17 protein-coding genes are annotated in these 18,630 nt (G+C 68.4%); 9 read left to right on the forward strand and 8 right to left on the reverse strand.

Annotated features, from left to right (window positions below):
• Window positions 1-8 precede the first annotated feature (8 nt).
• Genes J2S76_RS17700 through J2S76_RS17715 form a run of 4 tightly spaced genes read left to right on the forward strand, consistent with a single transcriptional unit; the run spans window position 9 to window position 4,643 of the window.
• Window positions 9-1,166, forward strand: coding sequence for an aromatic ring-hydroxylating oxygenase subunit alpha (locus tag J2S76_RS17700; RefSeq protein WP_307062525.1), 1,158 nt, complete (start codon window positions 9-11; stop codon window positions 1,164-1,166).
• Window positions 1,163-2,161 carry an NAD(P)-dependent oxidoreductase gene (locus J2S76_RS17705; protein ID WP_307062527.1) on the forward strand — a complete coding sequence of 333 codons (999 nt, stop codon included), beginning with the start codon at window positions 1,163-1,165 and terminating at the stop codon, window positions 2,159-2,161. Before J2S76_RS17700 ends, J2S76_RS17705 begins: the two co-directional genes overlap by 4 nt.
• Window positions 2,158-3,042 carry an amidohydrolase family protein gene (locus tag J2S76_RS17710; RefSeq protein ID WP_307062530.1) on the forward strand — a complete coding sequence of 295 codons (885 nt, stop codon included), beginning with the start codon at window positions 2,158-2,160 and terminating at the stop codon, window positions 3,040-3,042. The genes J2S76_RS17705 and J2S76_RS17710 overlap by 4 nt, the downstream gene beginning before the upstream one ends.
• Window positions 3,039-4,643 carry a gamma-glutamyltransferase family protein gene (locus tag J2S76_RS17715; protein WP_307062532.1) on the forward strand — a complete coding sequence of 535 codons (1,605 nt, stop codon included), beginning with the start codon at window positions 3,039-3,041 and terminating at the stop codon, window positions 4,641-4,643. The genes J2S76_RS17710 and J2S76_RS17715 overlap by 4 nt, the downstream gene beginning before the upstream one ends.
• A 22-nt stretch (window positions 4,644-4,665) precedes the next feature.
• Here J2S76_RS17715 and J2S76_RS17720 read toward each other — a convergent pair whose 3' ends face one another.
• From J2S76_RS17720 to J2S76_RS17750, 7 genes are read right to left on the reverse strand one after another with little or no spacing between them, the layout of a single operon-like run.
• Window positions 4,666-5,256, reverse strand: a complete 591-nt coding sequence (locus J2S76_RS17720; RefSeq protein WP_307062534.1) for a GAF domain-containing protein — start codon at window positions 5,254-5,256, stop codon at window positions 4,666-4,668.
• Between the two features lie 8 nt (window positions 5,257-5,264).
• A complete protein-coding gene (locus J2S76_RS17725) occupies window positions 5,265-6,767 on the reverse strand; it encodes an amidohydrolase family protein (RefSeq protein WP_307062535.1) in 1,503 nt (500 codons plus the stop codon).
• On the reverse strand, window positions 6,764-7,822 hold the full coding sequence (locus J2S76_RS17730) for an ABC transporter ATP-binding protein (RefSeq protein ID WP_307062538.1): 1,059 nt from the start codon (window positions 7,820-7,822) through the stop codon (window positions 6,764-6,766). Before J2S76_RS17730 ends, J2S76_RS17725 begins: the two co-directional genes overlap by 4 nt.
• Window positions 7,819-8,799 carry an ABC transporter ATP-binding protein gene (locus J2S76_RS17735; protein ID WP_307062540.1) on the reverse strand — a complete coding sequence of 327 codons (981 nt, stop codon included), beginning with the start codon at window positions 8,797-8,799 and terminating at the stop codon, window positions 7,819-7,821. Before J2S76_RS17735 ends, J2S76_RS17730 begins: the two co-directional genes overlap by 4 nt.
• Window positions 8,796-9,728: an ABC transporter permease gene (locus tag J2S76_RS17740; protein WP_307062542.1), complete on the reverse strand. Its 933-nt coding sequence runs from the start codon at window positions 9,726-9,728 to the stop codon at window positions 8,796-8,798. Before J2S76_RS17740 ends, J2S76_RS17735 begins: the two co-directional genes overlap by 4 nt.
• Entirely contained in the window at window positions 9,725-10,708 is a 984-nt protein-coding gene (locus J2S76_RS17745; RefSeq protein ID WP_307062544.1) for an ABC transporter permease, read from the reverse strand. The genes J2S76_RS17740 and J2S76_RS17745 overlap by 4 nt, the downstream gene beginning before the upstream one ends.
• Window positions 10,709-10,731: 23 nt before the next feature.
• Entirely contained in the window at window positions 10,732-12,333 is a 1,602-nt protein-coding gene (locus J2S76_RS17750) for an ABC transporter substrate-binding protein (protein WP_307062546.1), read from the reverse strand.
• 293 nt (window positions 12,334-12,626) lie between these two features.
• Here J2S76_RS17750 and J2S76_RS17755 point away from each other — a divergent pair, with 293 nt between their 5' ends.
• The 5 genes from J2S76_RS17755 (at window position 12,627) to J2S76_RS17775 (ending at window position 17,548) form a co-directional block, all read left to right on the forward strand.
• Window positions 12,627-13,400 carry a maleate cis-trans isomerase family protein gene (locus J2S76_RS17755; RefSeq protein WP_307062548.1) on the forward strand — a complete coding sequence of 258 codons (774 nt, stop codon included), beginning with the start codon at window positions 12,627-12,629 and terminating at the stop codon, window positions 13,398-13,400.
• Window positions 13,401-13,405: 5 nt separating this feature from the next.
• Window positions 13,406-14,071: a GntR family transcriptional regulator gene (locus J2S76_RS17760; protein WP_307062550.1), complete on the forward strand. Its 666-nt coding sequence runs from the start codon at window positions 13,406-13,408 to the stop codon at window positions 14,069-14,071.
• A 319-nt stretch (window positions 14,072-14,390) separates the two neighbouring features.
• Window positions 14,391-15,623 carry an amidohydrolase family protein gene (locus J2S76_RS17765; protein ID WP_307062552.1) on the forward strand — a complete coding sequence of 411 codons (1,233 nt, stop codon included), beginning with the start codon at window positions 14,391-14,393 and terminating at the stop codon, window positions 15,621-15,623.
• A 9-nt stretch (window positions 15,624-15,632) separates the two neighbouring features.
• Window positions 15,633-16,859, forward strand: a complete 1,227-nt coding sequence (locus J2S76_RS17770) for an amidase (RefSeq protein WP_307062554.1) — start codon at window positions 15,633-15,635, stop codon at window positions 16,857-16,859.
• Window positions 16,856-17,548, forward strand: a complete 693-nt coding sequence (locus J2S76_RS17775) for a TetR family transcriptional regulator (RefSeq protein ID WP_307062556.1) — start codon at window positions 16,856-16,858, stop codon at window positions 17,546-17,548. Before J2S76_RS17770 ends, J2S76_RS17775 begins: the two co-directional genes overlap by 4 nt.
• On the opposite strand, the gene J2S76_RS17780 is transcribed toward J2S76_RS17775, so the two are convergent.
• Window positions 17,431-18,588 carry a YncE family protein gene (locus tag J2S76_RS17780; protein ID WP_307062558.1) on the reverse strand — a complete coding sequence of 386 codons (1,158 nt, stop codon included), beginning with the start codon at window positions 18,586-18,588 and terminating at the stop codon, window positions 17,431-17,433. The two genes, J2S76_RS17775 and J2S76_RS17780, sit on opposite strands and share 118 nt — an antisense overlap.
• Window positions 18,589-18,630 lie beyond the last annotated feature (42 nt).

Below are 18,630 nucleotides of genomic sequence, written 5' to 3' on the forward strand. Positions count from 1 at the left end.
AGGCCGTCATGAGTCTGGAAACGACGCTGGTTCCCGAACCCTATGTCTGGTCCGAGCCGCCGCTCGGCGACGCCAAGAGCGCGCCGACGCGGTTCTACACCGACCCGGCCGTGTTCAAGGCCGAGGTGGAGCACATCCACCTCAAGAACTGGTTCTTCGCCGGGCGGGTGGAAGAGGTGGCGAACCCGGGTGACTTCAAGGCGCTGGACAGCGTCGGCGGGCCGGCGCTGCTGGTGCGCGGCGAGGATGGCGTGCTGCGCGCCTTCGCCAATGTCTGCCGCCACCGCGCCTCCATCATCATGGAAGGCTGCGGCAACGCGAAGAACCTGACCTGCCCCTACCACGCCTGGAACTACCGCCTCGACGGCACGCTGGCCGGCGCGCCGGGCATGCGCGAAGTGCCGAAATTCGAGAAGCCGCCGCACGGCCTCATCCCGATCCGCCTCGAGATGTGGGAAGGCTCGGTCTTCCTCAATTACGACGACAACGCCCCCGACCTGATGACCCATCTCGGCAACATGCCGGAGCTGGTCGGCAGCCACCGGCTCGGCGAGATGGTCAAGACCTGGCACATGGAGATCGAGACGCGCTGCAACTGGAAGCTGCTGCTCGAAAACGCCATGGAGACCTACCACACCGGCATCGTCCATGCCGCGACCGTCGGCGCCCAGAGATCCGTGAGTTTTCCGACACTTGGCAACTGGCATGTGATCCAGGTTCAGGCCAAACGGTCGATCGCCGTGCTCGGCCAGGAGCCGCCTTTCCCGGCCATTGAGGGCCTGTCGGAGCAGGCGCAACAGGGCACCTTCTTCACGGTGATCGAGCCGACCGTGCAGTTCGTCTACGCGCAGGACTGCATGTGGTGGCTGGCCGTGCGACCGATTTCGGTCGACAGGTCAGTGCTTTCGGTCGGCGGCTGCTTTCCCCGGGCCTATACCGAGCTGCCCGACTTCGAAGAGCGCGCCACGCCCTACTACAAGCGCTGGCAAGCGGTGGCGATGGAGGATGTCGACATCCTTGAGAAGCAGCAGGTCGGCCTGTCCTCCTGCCTCGCCCGCCCCGGCCCGCTCTCCTGGCGCGACGACATGGTGCTGGCGATGAATCGCTGGGTGATGGCGCAGCTGCCGGCCGACATCGTCGCCGGCATGACCGACGGAAACGGATGACCGACATGCGCGTGCTGCTCACCCATAACCACGACCTGCTCAAGCATTTCTATGGTTACAGGGCCGTCGACGCCCTGAAGGCACTGCCGATCGAGCTGGTGATGAACGACAGTAATGAGCCCCTGTCGGGAGACGCCCTCGTGAAGGCAGCGGAGGGCTGCGAGGTGGTCATATCAGACCGCCTCGCAGCCGGCCCGCGCGCGGTGATGGAGCGGCTGAAGGACGTGAAGCTGTTCACCCGCTGCGCCGTCGACATGCGCAATATCGACGTCGACGCCGCCTCCGAGGCCGGCATCCTGGTCTGCAACTGCTCCTCAGGCTATGCCGACGCGGTGGCCGAGCACGCGCTGGCCCTGATGCTCGACCTCGCCCGCAACATCACGCGGGATGCCGAGCGCTACCATGCGGGCGAGGCCTCCCACGCCATGGTGTTCGGCCGGCAGCTGGCCGGCGCCCATGTCGGGGTGATCGGCTATGGCTCGATCGGCCGGCGCATTGTCGAGCTGGCGCTGGCCTTCAAGATGAAGGTCACGGTGCATGATCCCTATGCCCGTTTCGACAATGGCGCGGTGATGCCGGTGGGGCTGGACGAGGTGCTCTCCCAGCCGGATTTCGTCGTCTGCGCCGCCTATGCGACGCCGGAAACCGAGCGGATGATGAATGAGGGCGCCTTCGCCAAAATGCGCCGCGACGCTTTCTTCATCAACATCTCGCGCGGCATACTGGTTGACGAGGACGCGCTGGAGGCGGCGCTGACATCGGGCACCATCGCCGGGGCCGGGCTCGATGTCGGCGACGGGCCGGACCAGCAGCCGTCGCTGCGGCTCGCCCGCCTGCCGAATGTCATCGCCACCCCGCATTCGGCGGCGCTGATGATCGAGCCCTCGGAGTTCCAGGCGATGGAGACGGTGGAGCAGGTGAAGGCGATGCTGGCGGGCCGGCTGCCGATCCATGCCCGGAACCCGCACCGCATCCCCAACTGGCTGTCGCGATGAGCGCGCTCCTGCCCAGCCGGGCGCCGGTCTTCACGCCGCCTCCGGGCGCCTGTGACTGCCACATGCACATTTATGGCCCGGCGGAGACCTATCCGCCGGCGCCGAGTTCGCCCTTTCCCCCGGTCGCCGGCGGCGACATCGCCGCCTATCTGAAGGTGCGCGAAACGCTCGGCTTCACCCGCGCCGTGGTTGTGCAGCCCTCGGTCTATGGCTTCGACAACCGCGCGACGCTCGACGCGATGGCGGTGCTGGGTACGGAGGCGCGCGGCGTCGCCGTGGTGCCGCCCGACGTGAGCGACGACGAACTCGAAAGGCTGACCGGGCTCGGCATACGCGGCATCCGCTTCTTCATGATCGGCGGCGGGGCGCTCGGCTGGGACGATCTCGAGACGCTGGCCGCCAAGACCGCCGCTTTTGGCTGGCATGTACAGATGCAGATGGACGGGCGCCTGCTGCACGAGGAGGCGGAGCGCCTCGCCCGCCTGCCGGGCCGACTGGTGATCGACCATAATGGGAAGTTCCTGCAGCCGGTCGGCCTCGATCATCCCGGTTTTGTCGCCCTCCGCCGGCTGCTCGACAATGGGCGCACTTTTGTGAAAACGTCAGGCGTCTACGAGACCTCGCGCCTCGGCGCGCCCGGTTACGCTGATGTCGCGGCGCTCGCCCGCGCGCTGATCGCCCATGCCCCGGAGCGCTGCCTGTTCGCCACCAATTGGCCGCACCCGTCCAAGCCCGGCAACCCGCCGGACGACGCGGCACTGGTCGACCTGTTCCGCGACTGGTGCGGCAGCGATGCCATTGCTACGAAAATCATGACAGACAATGCGGCGGAGCTGTATGGCTTCGACCGTCCATCAGGTGAGCAGGAACGCCTCCCGTGATCACGACCCAACGTACCGACTTCTTCGGCCCGGCCCGTCCGACCCTTTTTGCCCGCGACGCGGCGATCGCCACCTCGCACCCGCTTTCCACGGCGGCGGGGCTGGAGGTGTTGCAGGCCGGCGGCAACGCCATGGATGCCGCGCTGGCGGCAGTGGCGACGCAATGCGTGGTCGAGCCGGCGATGACCGGCATCGGCGGCGACTGCTTCGTCCTCTACGCGCCCAAGGGCAAGCCGACCGTGGCGCTGAACGGCAGCGGCCGGGCGCCGATGGCCGCCAGCATCGAGGCGCTGAAGGCGGCCGGGCTCACCAGCGAGATTCCCCGCACCAGCCCGCATGCCGTCACCGTGCCGGGTGCCATTTCCGCCTGGACCCGACTGCACGCGGACTATGCCAGCCTGCCGCTCGACCGGCTGTTCGCCCGCGCCATCGACTATGCCGAGAACGGCTATCCCATCACCCAGCGCGTCGCCTTCGACTGGGCCGACGACTTCCCCCTGCTGGTGCAGGACGAAAACGCCACCGCCTTCTTCCTCAAGGACGGCAAGCCGCTGGTGGCCGGCGACCGCCACGCCCAGCCGCTTCTGGGCCAGCGCCTGCGCGACATCGCCGCCCGGGGCGCGGCTGCCTTCTATGAGGGCGAGACCGCGCAGTCCGTGGTGCGCTATCTCAACAGCCTGGGCGGGCTGCATACGCTGGACGACTTCGCGGCGATGAAGGACGGCGCCTTCTACACCACGCCGATCTCCAGCGACTATCGCGGCTACACGGTGGAAGAGTGCCCGCCCAACGGACAGGGCCTCGCGGCGCTGATGATCCTCAACATCCTCAGCGAATTCGACCTGGGCGAGGAAATGTCGGTCGCCGACCGGGTGCATCTCCACGCCGAGGCCGGCAAGCTCGCCTATTACAACCGCGACGCGCTGCTCGCCGACCCGTCGGCGATGACGGTGCCGGTCGAAACCCTGCTCTCGCGCGAGACCGCACGCCGTCTTGCGGCGCGGATCGATATGAAACGCGCCCTGCCGCCGGCGCTGTGGGACGAGCCCGAGCACAAGGACACGGTCTATATCAGCGTCGTCGACCGCGACGGCAACATGGTGTCCTTCATCAACTCGCTGTTCCACGGCTATGGCTCGACCCGCATCGACCCCGCGACCGGCGTGCTGCTGCATTCGCGCGGCGCCTCGTTCCGGCTGATCGAGGGCCACCCCAACGCCATCGCGCCCGGCAAGCGGCCGATGCACACCATCATTCCCGGCCTGCTGCGTAGGGATGGCGAGGCGGTGGGCACGTTCGGCGTGATGGGCGGGCAGTACCAGGCCTCCGGCCAGGCGGCACTGCTCTCCGGCCTGCTCGACCGTGGCCTCGACCTGCAGGCGGCGGTGGATGCGCCGCGCGCCTTTGCCCATGACGGCGTGCTGGAGATCGAGCGAACCTATCCCGAAAGCCTGCCGGCCGAGCTGGAAGCGCGCGGCCACAAGGTGACTTTCGCCATCGAGCCCTTCGGCGGGGCGCAGATCATCCTGCGCGATCCCGCCAACGGCTTCCTGATGGCCGGCTCCGACCCGCGCAAGGATGGCTGCGCGATGGGCTTCTGAAGCGCCGGACCGTGGAGCGCCCTCAGGCGTTCCACGGTCCGAGGCTCTCGGCGACCTCGGCGACGCGCTGGGAACCGCCGAGCCCCATCCACACGGCGGCGGCGCAGGCGGCGAACAGCTTCTGCACCCGCATGTCGGTCTCGTCATAAATGTAGCGGGCCTGCGAGGCGGTGTTGAACATGCCGATCACCTCGCCCTTCCACATAACAGGCACATAGATCGAGCAGCCGACCCGCCCGGTCTTGATGATCTGGCGGAAGATCGGATCGACATCGGTGTTCTTCACCACCGCCGCCTGCTTCGTCTGCACCGTGTGGCCGGGCCGGCTGTCGGTGACTGAGATGCGCGCCCGGCCCAGCCCGAAATTATCGGCGAAGACAATCATGTGGTCACGGCTCGGCGCGATGAAGAAGCAGGCGGAGACGACGAACTGCGTCTCGCCCGGCTTCAGCGCGCCGGGCTGGTTCACCACGTCGGGGTCGCCGAGCAGCCCGCGCGTGGCGTTGGTGAAGTGACGGACCCCTTCCTCGGGGTCGCTCTCGCGCCAGGCCGCCTCATTGGCATCGTGCAGCACCTCGATGGCGCGGGCGTGGAAATCGGCGGGACGGGTCATGATGTCACTCAGTGGCTGAGGCGGGCGGGATAGGTGTCGGCAGCAATGTCCATGCACTGGCAGCGGCGATAGATGCGCTCATAATGCGGGGAGATGCGCTCCACATCCGCCTCCGAGGCGGCGAGCTGCGGCGCGATGCGGGCATGCGCCTCGCGGATCTCGTCGATGATCGCCGCCTCATCGATGCGGGTCAGCCGGCCGTCGCGCTCGATCACCGCGCCATCGACCATGACGAGATCGACTTCCGCCCGGCTCGCGGCATAGACCAGCTGGTTGACCGCATTGTTGAGCGGCGTGAAGGGGATGCGGTCGAGCCGGTAGCCGACGAGATCGGCGACCCGCCCCGCCTCCACCGCGCCCAGCTCCTTGTCGCGGCCGAGCGCGCGCGCCCCGCCCATGGTGGCGGCATGGAAGGCCTCCTCGGCGCCGACCCAGTCGGTGTGGTCGCCGCGCAGCTTCTGCAGCAGCGCGGCCAGATAGAGCGCGTTCTGCATGTCGGTGCCCTCGATCGAGCCGCAGCCATCGGTGCCCAGACTCACATTCACCCCCGCCTTCAGCAGTTCGCGCAACGGCGCGAGGCCGGAGCCGACCTTCAGATTGGAGGGCGGGTTGTGCTGGATCGACACGCCCGTCTTCGCCAGCAGCTCGATCTCGCGCGGGTTCAGCCAGATGCCGTGGATGAAGGCTGTCTTCGGCTTCATGAAGCCGATGCGGTGGAGATACTCGATCATGGTCGAGCCGTAGAACAGATGGCCCGTCACCACCTGCATCCGCGTCTCCTGCACATGGATCATCAGCGGCAGGTCGAAATCATCCGCCATGCGGCGCACATCGAGCAGGAACTCCTGCGTGCAGCGCTGCGGCGCCGAGGGCGCGGCCATATAGGCGACGCGGTGGGTGGAGGGGTGATGGTCGCGGGCGAGGCCGCGCACGAAGTCGAGCAGTTCGGCGCCGCTATACATGCGGGTGCCGTCGAATTCGGCGAGCAGGTCCTTGGGGAACTCCTCGTCGACGAAGGGCACCGCGCGGAAGAACGGCTTGTCGAACAGGGTGATGCCGACATTGGCGCGGATGCCGATGTCCTCATAGGCCTGGAACACCTGCTCGACATGGTCGGGGCGGATGCGCGGGCTCTGGTTGGTGTCGTCGCATAATGTGGTGGTGCCGCTCCTCACCGCCTCGATGGCGCCGATCATGGTGCGCAGATAGACGTCGCGCGGGGTCAGCTCGATCGGCTTGAGCGGCCGGACATAGTTCATCCAGAGTTCAAGCGGCAGATTGTCCTTGCGGCCCTTGTAGAAGCCTTCATGGCTGTGATGGTGGCCATTGATGAGACCGGCGGCGATCAAGAGCTCGCGCCCGTCGATCACTTCGCCAGCGGCCGGCTCGCGCGCGCCGGCGGGGCGGATCTCGGTGATCACGCGGCCGTCGATCTCGATATCGACCGGGCCCGGCGACGGCGCAGCGGCCTCGCCGAGCAGGGCGCGGCAGTTGAGAATCGTGGTCTTCATGCGGCGTCTCCCGATGTGGCGAGGCAGTTCTCATTGGCGGGCGGGCGGGACGGCAGCCGCCCCTCCTCCACGGCATGACAGGCGACGAGGGCTGCCTCGACGCGGAGCGGCAGCGGCCGCTCGCGGGCGCAGCGCGCATTGGCCAGCGGGCAGCGCGGGTGAAAGGCGCAGCCCGTCGGCGGGGCGAGCGGGCTCGGCACCTCGCCGGCAAGCCGGGCACGGGCCCGTTTGGGCGCGCGCGGATCGGGCACGGTGTCGAGCAGGAGCCGCGTATAGGGGTGCAGTGGCCGGGCGAGAATCTGGCCGGCATCGCCCTGCTCCACCAGCCGGCCGAGATACATCACCCCCATCGCGTCGGCCATGTGGGCGACGACGGCGAGATTGTGCGAGATCAGCAGATAGGTCAGCCCACGCTCGCGCTGCAGGCGCTTCATCAGATTGAGGATCTGCGCCTGCACCGACACATCGAGCGCCGAGGTCGGCTCGTCGCAGACGATGAAGGCCGGGTTCGCCGCCAGCGCGCGGGCGATGGAGATGCGCTGGCGCTGGCCGCCGGAGAACTGGTGCGGAAATTTGGCGGCATCCCCGGGCGCGAGGCCGACGGTATCAAGCAGTTCCGCCACCCGCTCGTCGAGCGCCACGCCACGCTTCATCAGCCCATGGGTAAGGATCGGCTCGGCAATGATGCGGCCGACCCGCCAGCGCGGGTTGAGGCTCGCATAGGGGTCCTGGAAAATCATCTGCAGGTTGCGGCGGTAGGGCATGGCGGCGTGGCGGGTGCGGAACCCGGCGATATCGACGCCCATGAAGGAGACGCTGCCGCCGCTCGGCGGCTGGATGCCGGCAATGGTGCGGGCGATGGTGGACTTGCCGCAGCCGGATTCCCCCACCAGCGCGAAGGTGGAGCCGCGCGTCACCTCGAACTCCACCTCCTCCACCGCGTGCACGGTGCGCCGACGGGCGCCGGTGAGAAGCCGCTTGATGAGCGAGGGCGAGGCATCGAAGCGCACGGTGAGGCGGTCGACCGAGAGAAGGGTGTCCTTGCCACCGCTCATGCCGCGCTCCTCGCCACGGGGTCGGCCAGCCAGCAGGCGACCTCGGAGGCGCCGACAGTGAAGGTCGGGGGGCGCTCGCTGGCGCAGCGTACCAGCGCGCGCGGGCAGCGCGGATGGAAGGCACAGCCCGGCACCGGCGCGTCCGGGCGTGGCATTGAGCCGGGAATCTGCGCCAGCTCCACATCCCGCCGGTGCAGGTCGGGGATCGAGGCCATCAGCCCGCGCGTATAGGGATGAGCGGCGGCGGCGAGCAGGCTGGCGGTCGGCCCGACCTCGACCAGCCGGCCGGCATACATCACCGCCACCCGGTCGGCGACCTCGGCGATCACGCCCATATCGTGCGTCACCAGCATCACGGCGGTGCCGCGCTCGCGGCACATGGCGCGCAGCAGGTCGAGGATCTGCGCCTGGATCGACACATCAAGCGCCGTGGTCGGCTCATCGGCGATGATGAGGCGCGGCTCGCAGCTGAAGGCGAGCGCCAGCACCACGCGCTGGCGCATGCCACCGGACATTTCGTGCGGGTAGCTCGCCAACCGCTCGCGCGGGGCGGGAATGCCGACCTCCGCCAGCAGCCGCGCAGCGCGCTCCACCGCCTCGGCCGGGTTCAGGTCGAGATGGGTGCGGATGGTTTCGGTCAGCTGGTCGCCGATGGTCATCAGCGGGTCGAGGCTGGTCAGCGGGTCCTGGAACACGGCGGCGATCTCCTTGCCGCGCAAGGCGCGCATCGCGTCCTCGTCCAGCGTGTCGATCCGCCGCCCGTCGAACAGGATACGCCCGCCGGCCTGCCGGGCCGGCCGCTCCAGCAGGCCGAGCACGGCGGTGCCGGTGACCGACTTGCCGGCGCCGGATTCACCGACGACACCAAGGATCTCGCCAGCGGCGATCTCGAACGACACATCATCGATCGCGGTCATCGCTCGGCCGCGTCGGGCGATCTCGACCCGGAGGCCCTGAACCGAGAGAAGCGCGCTCATGAGGCGAGCTTCGGGTTGAGCGCGTCGCGCAGCCAGTCGCCAAAGATGTTCACCGACAGGGAGAGCAGTACCAGCAGCAGCCCGGGCAGCGCGCTGATCCACCAGTCGCCGGAGAACACGAACTCATTGCCGATCCGCACCAGCGAGCCGAGCGAGGGCTGGGTCGAGGGCAGGCCGACGCCGAGGAAGGACAGCGTCGATTCGGTCAGGATCGCCAGAGCGAGATTGATGGTGGCGATCACCAGCACCGGGCCGAGCACATTGGGCAGGATATGGGAGATGAGGATGCGCGGCGTACTCACCCCGGTCACTTTCGCCGCCAGCACATAGTCGCGTCCGCGCTCCACCAGCACGAGGCCGCGCACCGTGCGGGCATACTGGACCCAGAACGAGGCGGCGATGGCGGCAATGAGGATAGGCACCGCCAGTTCGGCATGCAGCGCCGCCGGCATGGCGGTGCGCGCCACCCCGTCGATCAGCAGGGCGATCAGGATGGCGGGAAAGCTCAGCTGCACATCGGCCGCGCGCATGATGAAGGCGTCGAGCACGCCACCGAAATAGCCGGCGATCAGCCCCAGCAGCACGCCGGCAAGGGCGGCGGCGGCGACACTGGCGAGGCCCACCACCAGCGAGGTGCGCAGCCCGTAGAGCATGGCCGAGAGCATGTCGCGGCCCTGCGGGTCGGTGCCGAGCAGATAGACATCACCGAACATCCCCTCGACGCAGGGCGGCAGGCGGGCATCGGCGGCATTGGCGGCGGCGGGATCGAAGGCGTCATACGGCGCCAGGACAGGCGCGCCCATCGCCGCGACCAGCAAAGCGAGGCCGACCAGCGCGGCGAGGATCGCCACCGGCGAGCGGCGGAAGCGATAGGCGAGATCGCCCCGCCACCAATTACCCAGACTATGGCGAAGCGCGGCGAGGCTCATGCCGTCCTCCTCACGCCGGCACCGGACCGCACGCGCGGGTCGATGGCGACATAGGCAAGGTCCACCGCCAGATTGATCACGGCGAAGCACAGGGCGATGAGCACGAGATAGGCGGCGAGCAGCGGCACATCGGCGAACTGGATCGCCTGGATCACCAGCAGCCCCAGCCCCGGCCACTGGAACACCGTCTCGACGATGATGGAGAAGGCGAACACATTGCCGAACTGCAGCCCGATCATGGTCACCACAGGCACCAGCGTGTTGCGCAGCGCATGCCGGTACTGGATGGCGCGCGGCTTCAGCCCCCGCGCCCTCGCGAAGCGGATGAAGTCGGCGCGCATCACCTCCAGCATCTCCGCCCGCGCCAGCCGCAGGATCAGCGCCAGCTGGAACACGCCGAGCGTGACGGCGGGCAGCACCAGCGCCCGCAGGCCGCTTGTCGTGAGCAGCCCGGTGCTCCAGCCGCCGATCGCGACCACCTGGCCGCGCCCGAAGGAGGGCAGCCAGCCGAGCCAGACCGAGAAGAACAGGATCAGCGCGATGCCGATGAGAAAGGTCGGCAGCGCCACGCCGATCAGCGAGGCCGCCATCAGCGCCTGCGCTGCCCAGTGGTCGCGGTGGAGCGCCGTCCACACCCCCAGCGGCACGCCGAGGCCGGTGGCGATCAGCATGGAGATCAGCGCCAGCTCCAGCGTCGCCGGGAAGCGCTCGGCGATCAGCGTCGCCACGGGCTGGCCGAAACGGTAGGACATGCCGAAATCGCCGGTCAGCGCGTTGCCGACGAAGCGGGCGAACTGGAGGATGAAGGCATCGTCCAGCCCCAGCGCCGCGCGCATCGCCTCGCGGTCGGCGAGGCTGGCGCTCTGGCCGACCATGTTGTTGACGGGATCGCCGACATAGCGGAACAGCGCGAAGCTGACGAAGGCCGCGACGAGCAGCACGAGCACGGTCTGCCCGAGCCGTCCGAGAACGAAGCTCATGTCGCGGCCTCCCTTTCAGAGCGTCAGTCGACGCTCACCCATTTCAGCTCGAGGCTGTCATCCGAGCGCTGCACCACGTTCACGCCCTTGCGCACGCCCCAGGCGAGGCCGGCCTGATGCACCGGGATGTGGCCATAGTCCGCCTTGTCCAGCATCATCGCCTCGAAGATCATGGCGTTGCGCTTGGCCGGATCGACCTCGACCTCGATCTTCTGGGTCAGTTCGTCGACCTTGGGGTTGGAGTAGTTGCCGACATTGTAGGTGCCGACCTTCTCCACCGGCGTGTTCATCGTGTCCTGCAGCGTCGAATGGGCGTCGTAGCTCAGCGGCTGCCAGCCGATCATCGCGAAGGACGTATCGCGGGAGAGCACCTTCTCGAAGAATTTGGAGCGGGTCTGGGCGTTCAGCGTCACCTTCAGCCCGACACGTCCGAGCATGCCGACAATGGCCTGGCAGATGCGCTCGTCATTCACATAGCGGTCGTTGGAACAATCCATGGTGAAGGTGAAGCCGTTGGGATAGCCCGCCTCGGCCAGCAGCTTCTTCGACGCTTCCGGGTCATAGGGCGCGGCGCGGTCGTCGAGCTTGGGGTCGTAGCCATTGATTCCCGGCGCGATCATGGTGCCGGCGATGTGCGAGGTGCCGCCCATGATGCGGTCGCGGATCGCGTTCATGTCGATCGCCTGGTAGATCGCCTGACGGACACGCTTGTCCTTGAGGGGGTTCTTGCCTTTGGCGTCGGAGTTCTGCAGCTCGTCGCGGTGCTGGTCCATGGCGAGCATCATGGTGCGGAGCTCGGAGCCCTTGATCACCTTGGTGCCATCGTTGCCCTCGATGCGCGCCACGTCCTGCTGCGGCACCGGATAGACCATGTCGACCTCGCCCGAGAGCAGGGCGGCGACGCGGGTGGCGTCGGACTGGATCGGCGTGAACACGACCTTGTCGACATTGGAGCTTTTCTCGCCCCACCAGTTCGGGTTCGGCACCAGCTCGGTCTTCACCCCGGCCTGGCGCGAGGCGATCATGAACGGGCCGGTGCCGTTGGCATTGGTGGACGCGAAGTTCTCGACCTTCGCCTTCACGCTCGCCGGCGCGGTGGCACCGTTCTTCTCCGCCCATGCCTTGCTCATGATGTAGGTGGAGGTGATCTGCACCGGCAGGATCGGGTTCGGCTTGGCCATGACCAGATCGACGGTGAGATCGTCGACCTTCTTGATGTCGGTCACCGAGGCGACCGTATAGGCCATGTCCGAGCCGTCCTTCTTCACCCGCTGCAGCGAGAAGACGACATCGTCGGCGGTGAGCGGCGTGCCATCGGCGAATTTGACGCCCTCGCGCAAATGGAAGCGCCACACATTCGGCTCCGGCTGTTCCCATGTGGTCGCCAGCGCCGGCACCAGTTCCAGCTTCTTGCCGCGCCCGACCAGCGGCTCATAGACCTGACCGAGCCAGGAGAGGGTGAAGGTCTCGGCCAACGCGTGCGGGTCGAGCGAGGCCGGATCGACCCGGTAGGCATAGCGGAAGGTCTTGCCCTCCTGCGCCTGCGCCGGAGCCGGGAACAGCACCGGCGCGGCGGCGAGGAAGGCAGCGGAAAGCGCGGTGGTCAGCAGAAGGGGCAAGCGCATGACACGGCTCCTGGAAGGATTTTTTGCATTCATTATCGTGAGCCAAGTCTGCAGCAACTAAGTGGTCACTTAAATACCAAATAGTAGGCACGGCGCCGGAAGCGCGGTCAGGGCGCTGCCGCGCGGCGCGCCAGGCCCTGCACGATAACTATGCATTCTCGTTGATTTCAGAGCGCTCGTCCGGATTGACGGATGTCGGCGCTCAGGGCAAGACGAAGAATGAGGGGCGCGGCATGCACGCAGGTGAAGGCCACGCCCGGTGATCAACGTCGCTTTTGTCGGGTCATTTTTGAATGCAAAATGTCGTCCCCTACACCCGGCATCTCATCGGCATGCTCACGCCCTCGTCCAACACCGTGCTGGAGCCCTACACGGCGCGCATGCTGGAACCGCTGTTTCCCGGCGTCTCGGCGCATTTCGGCCGGTTCCGGGTGACGCGCATTGCCCTCGACGACAGCGCCTCCGACCAGTTCCGCCAGGAGCCCATTCTCGCCGCCGCCGAGCTGCTGGCGGATGCGCGCACCGATATCATCGCCTGGAACGGCACCTCGGCGAGCTGGCTCGGCTTCGACACCGACGCGCGTCTCTGCGCGGAAATCCAGGCCCGCACCGGCGTGCAGGCCACCAGCGCCATCCTCAGCCTCAACCGGCTGATCGCGGAGCGCGGCGTGAAGCGGCTCGGCCTGGTCACGCCCTATACCGGCGATGTCGGCGCGCGCATCGTCGCCAATTACGCGTCGATCGGCGTCGAAGTGGTGGCCGGCGCGCATGAGGGCCTGTCCGACAATTTCTCCTTCGCCGAAATCGACGAGGACCGCATCGGGCAGATGTGCACGGACGTCGCCGGCGCGGCACCGGATGCCATCGCCATTGTCTGCACCAATATGCGCGGTGCGCTGGTGGGGGCGCAGGTCGAGCGCGCGCTGGGCATTCCGGTGTTCGATTCCGTCAGCACCACGCTGTGGGGCTGCCTGCGGGCGATGGGCGTCCCCACCGCCCCGCTCACCCCCTTCGGCTCGCTCTTCGCCGGCCCGTCCGGGTCCGGCCTGGCGCTGGCCGGGGAGTGAGGGCGATGGCCGCGCCGGCGCTGAGCGAGGCCGAAACCGGCACGCTGCACGAGCAGATCGTCAGCAAGCTGCGCGCCGTGCTGCTGAATGGCGAGCTGGCCGATGGCACGCGCATTCCCGAGGCCCAGCTGTGCCTGCGCTTCGGCATTTCCCGCACCCCGCTGCGCGAGGCGCTGAAGGTGCTCGCCGCCGAGGGCTTCATCGAGCTTCGGCCCAATCGCGGCTCCATTGTCGCGCCGATCGATCCGGTCGAGGTGGGCCATCTGTTCGAGATGAAGGGCGCGCTTGAGCAGATGATCGGGCGCCTCGCGGCGGTGCGGGCCACGCCGGAGGACGCCGAACGGATCGAGCGGGCCCATGCCGCGCTCGGCCGGCCTGCCGACCCGGCGGCCTATACGGCTCTGAACCAGGATTTCCATCGCGCGCTGGCGGTGGCGACGCACAATCCCGTGCTGCTGCAGAGCTATGACAATCTGCAGAAACGGGTGCTGCGGCTGCGCTTTGTCGTCAACGAGAACCCGCAGCGCGTGCTTGAATCCTTCGGCGAGCATGAGGGCATCATGGTCGCCTTCCGCGCCCGCGCCCGTCTCGATCTCGCCGAGCGGCTGGAAGAGCATAACCGGCTCACCGGCGAGGCGGTGATGCGCACGCTCAAGGGCGAGAGCGCCTGAGTCACCCGCCGCTCCGGCGCGGGAGCGGCTTCCCGAGCGGATTCTAGGCACCCCCTGCCCGCGTGGCGCGCACGGCGCCCCGACTTTTGCGAAAACCCCTTCGGCAGCAGCATGTTGAATGGGCCAAGGATGGCCAATCAATCGGCTTTACCGCGCCCGCGCCCTGCCGCAAACTAAGTAAACGCTTAATTGCGTCGCTCTCGCGCCTTGTTCGCCCCGGGCCCGATGCGCGGCGCTGATGAGCGCGCCGACCGGCCCCGTTCCCGGCGCGCCGACTGAACCGCACGCCGCCCGCAACGCCGGCCGGAGGAGGCCCGCAATGGACCTGATCGTAAGGAATGCCCGCCTTCCCGGCGCCCCCGACCGTACCGTCGATATCGGTATCAAAGCCGGGCGCATCGCGGTGATCGAGGCCGGTCTCGCCGCCGAGGGCGAGGAACTGGATGTCGGCGGGCGGCTGGTCTCGCCCGGCTTCATTGAGACCCATATCCATCTCGACAAATCCTGCATCCTCGACCGCTGCCAGTCGGTGCGCGGCGACCTGTCCGAGGCGATTGGCGAGGTGGCGAAGGCCAAGGCCGGCTTCACCCCGGAGGATGTCTATGCCCGGGCCAAGCGCACGCTGGAAAAATGCCTGCTGCAGGGCACCACCCATATGCGGACCCAGCTGGAGGTGGACCCCGGCATCGGCCTGCGCGGGCTGGAGGGCGTGCGGGCGCTGATCGAGGAATATCGCTGGGCGATCGACATCGAGATCTGCGTCTTCCCGCAGGAAGGCCTGCTGAACAATCCGGGCACTGACGAGCTCATGGTCGCGGCGCTGAACAACGGCGCCCGCGTGGTCGGCGCCGCGCCCTATACCGACAGCGACCCGCACGGCCAGATCGACCGGGTCTTCGAGCTGGCGCGCGAATTCGACGCCGATATCGACATGCATCTCGACTTCGGCCCGAGCGCCGACAATCTCGACCTCGACTATGTCTGCACGCTGGCGGATCGTTACCGCTGGGGCGGGCGCACCGCCATCGGCCATGTCACCAAACTGGCGGGGGCGAGCCCGGCTCGTTTCGAGGCGGCGGCCCGGCGGATGCGCGACGCCGGCGTGGCGCTCACCGTGCTGCCCTCCACCGACCTGTTCCTCATGGGTCGCGACTGTGACTGCCACCAGTCGCGCGGCGTCACCCACACCCATAAGTTGCTGCATCACGGGGTGAACTGCTCGCTGTCGACCAACAATGTGCTCAACCCGTTCACACCGTTCGGCGACTGCTCCCTCGTCCGCATGGCCAACCTCAACGCCAATATCTGCCATATCGGCGCCGCCGCCGACATTCGCGAGTGCTTCAACATGATAACAGAGCGCTCGGCCCGGCTGATAAACGCTCCCGACTATGGCCTCGCTCCCGGCAAGGCGGCCGATTTCGTCGTGCTCGACTGCGCGCGGACCGAAGAAGCAGTGGCCGAGCTCGCCCCCGTCCTGTTCGCCTATAAGCGAGGCCGACGCACCCTGACGCGGCCCGCAGCAATGCTGCATCGCCCGCCGGCCCGCTGAGTGACACGCATGCCCCCCGACGCCCACCCGCCCGCCGAGCCCTTCGGTGCGTTCTGCCAGGAGAACCATGTCGCCCACCCGGCCACCGGCGAAGGATCCCTGTCGGGGCTCAGCTTCGGCCTGAAGGACGTGTTCGACGTCGCCGGCAGCCGCACCGGCTTCGGCCATCCCGCCTGGCTCGCCACCCACCCCCCCGCCATGGTGACGGCGGAGGCGGTGACGCGCCTGCTCGCCGCCGGCGCCGATCTGCGCGGCCGCACGCTGAGCGACGAGCTGTGCTACTCGATCTCGGGCGAGAATTTTCACTACGGCATGCCGATCAACCCCGCCGCGCGCGACCGGCTGCCGGGCGGCTCCTCCAGCGGCTCGGCGGTGGCGGTGGCGGCCGGGCTGGTGGATTTCGCAATTGGCACGGATTGCGGTGGCTCGGTGCGGGTGCCGGCGGCCTATTGCGGGCTGTTCGGCATGCGCCCGACCCATGGCCGCGTGTCCCTCGCCGGTGTCGCGCCGTTCGCGCCGCGCTTCGACACGGTTGGCTGGTTCGCCCGCGACGCCGCCCTGCTGAAGAAGATTGGCGTGGTGCTGCTCGGGAGCGCGCCGGAGCCCGCACCGCGCCCCGGCTTCTCCCGCCTCGTCGTCGCCACCGATGCGTTCGCGCGTTGCGATGCCAATGTCCGCGCCGTTCTCGATGACGGCGTGGCGCGGCTCGCGCGCCTCCTGCCGGCTCGCGGCGCGGCGCCGCTCAGCCCGCTCGGACTCGACCGCTGGCTGGACATTTTCCGCAGCGTGCAGGCCTTTGAAATCTGGCAGTCGCTCGGCGGCTGGATCGAGCGCGAGCGTCCCGGCTTTGGCGCCGGCGTCGGCCAGCGCCTCGCCGCCGCCGCCAAGGTCGGCGGAACGGAGGCGCAGGCCGCCCGGCAGCAGGCCGACACCATCGCCGGGGAACTGGACGCGACCATCGCAGACGCGCTCATCTGTCTGCCGACGACGCCGGGCCTGCCCCCCTTGCGCGCCACCGCCTCGGCCGAGATCGAGAATGCCTATCGGGCGCGCGCCATGCAGCTGCTGTGCCCGGCGGGGCTCGGCGGCCTGCCGCAGATCACCGTGCCGGTGGGAGCGGTGGATGGCGCGCCGGTGGGGCTGTCGATCCTGGCGCGAGGCGGCCGGGACATGGCATTGCTGGAGGTTGCAGCGCAGGCTTTCGCCGACCTGCCAAGCCCGCCGGAGAAACGATGAGTTCTGCCCCGTCCGAGAATGCCGCGCCCGAGAATGCCGCGCTGCCCCCCGCCCGCACGCCCGGCAAGCGCAACGCCGCCGCGACCCGCCAGCGCATTCTCGACGTGGCGTTGGCGGAATTCGCCGAGCATGGCTTCAGCGGCAGCCGCATCGAGCGCATCGCCGCCGGCGCCAGCGCCAATGTCGGCATGATCTACCATTATTTCGGCAACAAGGACGATCTGTACCTCGCGGCGCTGGAGGCCTCCTACAAGATCATCCGCGACCGCGAGCAGACGCTCGACATCGCCCATGCCGATCCCCGCCAGGCGCTGAAGGCCCTGGTCGAACTGACCTTCGATTTCCTCAGCACCGATCCGCATTTCGTGCGGCTGATCATGAACGAGAACCTGATGATGGGCCGCACCGCCCAGCGCTCGGCCACCATCCCGCATATGACGCGCCCGCTGCTGGAGCAGCTGCGCACCCTGCTGGCGCGCGGCCAGAAGGAGAAGATCTTCCACCGGGAGATGGACGCCGAGGACCTCTATATCTCGATCCTCGGCCTGTGCTTCATCCATGTGTCGAACCGCTACACGCTCGGCAGCATGTTCCAGCACGATTTCGCCGCGCCCGACTGGCTGGCCCGGCGCAAGGCGATCGTGGTCGATGTGGTGACGCGCTCCATCGTCGCTACACCGGCCAGATAACGCCGGGGCCGGCGGAGGACCGTGGCAACGGACATCACCCTGTCCCACCGCTTCGCGCGCCATGGCCTTCTCCACGATGTGAGCAATGATCTCGCGGCCGCGCAGCGGAAGATGTCGGCGAAGTCGACATTGCGGGTGCCGAGATAGAGATGTAGCCCGGCGATCACCGGGATGGCGATGAAAAGCACCGCCGCAGCGGCGCCGGAGGGGGCGAAGGCGACGCCCATCGGCCGGCTCGGCTGCCCGTCCTCGCTGCAGATCACGACATGGACGAGGGCCGCCGCCTCGCCGCGACGCAGGGCGGCAAGGTCGAGGAAGCTGACGCTGTTGCCTTCCGCGCCGGTGCGCGGGCATTCCCGGTTGGCCACCACCGCCTGCGCGCCATCGGGGCTGGCGGCGATGCCGAAAGGTCCGCTCGGCACCGCCACGCGCGCCAGCGGCGGATGCCGCCCGCCCGCGAGCACATCGGCCAGCGCAAACACGCTGACCGTGCCGCTGCCGCCGTCGGCGGTCAGCACAAGGTCCGGCGCCCCGCGCGCAAGAGCGAGGCCGGCGGGGTTGGGAAAGCCGCCAAAGCCCTCATCCGGCGAGGGGTGCGGGCAGGGGTCGCCCGCATGGGGCATCTCGAAATTGTGCCGCAGCGCCGACGCTTCCAAGTCGATCACGCTGATCCGGTAGCCGCCATCCTCCAGCCCCGCGCCCTCGCCGGCCGCCGCCAGCACAGGGCGACCATCCGGCGCGACGACGCAGTCCACCGGGCCGAACGTGCCGGTCGCCAGCAGCAGAGCGGGCGCCGTCGCCTCCCCCGACAGTATCGCCCGCAGATCGAACAGTGCCACCGCGCCGGCATGGCCGTGCGGGCCCCCCTGAATCGCTTGCGGCGCGGTGGCCCCGGTATGGTTGACCACCAGCAGCCGATCGCGCGCCGGCAAGCCTGTGCCGTCCTCCCCCACAAGATCGGGGGTGACGCGGGGCCGCGCTACCACCGCCCGGTCCGTGTCATGGCAGGCGGGGTCAAGCGCCGCGTCGATGTCGACCACGGCGAGGCACGCATCCCAGCGGCCGCTCCGGCAATCGGGGGA

Origin of the sequence: Ancylobacter vacuolatus, assembly GCF_030813595.1 — a bacterium.
GTDB lineage: Bacteria > Pseudomonadota > Alphaproteobacteria > Rhizobiales > Xanthobacteraceae > Ancylobacter > Ancylobacter vacuolatus.